Genomic DNA, 1,028 nt, shown 5'->3' on the forward strand with positions numbered 1-1,028 from the left:
TGTCGTACGTCAACGACTACAACTTTGCCCTGTCCGTCTCGCCCGCCCGGCCCGTGCGCGAGCTGAACCACCTGCTGGCCTGGATGCGCGCCAACCCCAAGCAGGCCAACGTCGGCGTGCCGGCCACGGGCAGCCTGCCGCACTTCTTCGGCCTCATGGTCGGCGAAAAGGCCAACGTGCAGACCCAGGTGATCGGCTACCGCGGCTCGGCCCCGCTGCTGAACGACCTGATCGGCGGGCAGGTGCCCATTGCCGTCGACACCGAAGACGTGGTGCTGCCGCAGCACGCCGCGGGCAAGCTGCGCATCCTCGCGCTGTCGGGCACCAAGCGCTCGCCCTTTGCGCCGAACGTGCCCACCTTCAAGGAAGCCGGCCTCGACCTTGCCGCCACCGGCTGGAACACCTTCTTCGCGCCGAACAGCATGCCGAAGGACAAGGTCGAACGCCTGTCCAATCTGATCCGCGAAGTCATGCAAGACCCGGACACGCAACGCAAGTTCAAGGACTCCGGCATGACGCCGGTGGTGAGCACACAGACGCAGACCGCCGCCATGCTCAAAGCCTACCGCGCGCAGTGGGCGCCCGTAGTGCAGAAGTCGGGCTACCAGCCCTGAACCCCTTCAAGAAGAACGTCAAAGAGACATGACCACAAGACCCAACATCATCTTCATCGTTGCCGACGATCTCGGCTATGCAGACCTCGGCTGCTACGGCGGCCGCGACGCCGTGTTCGGCCCCGTGTCGCCCGTGCTCGACGGCTTGGCCGCCAATGGCCTGAAGCTCACGCAGGGCTACGCCAACTCGCCCGTGTGCTCGCCCACGCGCTTCGGCATGATCACCGGCCGCTACCAGTACCGCCTGCGCGGCGCCGCCGAAGAGCCCATCAACAGCAAGAGCCGCGGCAGCACCACCCTCGGCCTGCCCACCGACCACCCCACCCTGCCTTCATTGCTGAAAGCCAGCGGCTACCAGACCGCGCTCATCGGCAAATGGCACCTGGGCTACCCGCCCACCTTCGGCCCGCTGCG

General features: G+C 66.6%; 2 protein-coding genes. Both read left to right on the forward strand.

From position 1 onward, the window contains the following. The coding region (locus ACSFA3_RS26095; RefSeq protein ID WP_435508198.1) for a tripartite tricarboxylate transporter substrate-binding protein at positions 1-614 on the forward strand (614 nt) is incomplete at its 5' end. 28 nt (positions 615-642) lie between these two features. Beyond that, a partial coding sequence (locus tag ACSFA3_RS26100) for a sulfatase family protein (RefSeq protein ID WP_435508199.1) occupies positions 643-1,028 on the forward strand: 386 nt, incomplete at its 3' end.

The organism is Variovorax glucosi, assembly GCF_051216695.1.
Classification (GTDB): Bacteria; Pseudomonadota; Gammaproteobacteria; order Burkholderiales; family Burkholderiaceae_C; genus Variovorax.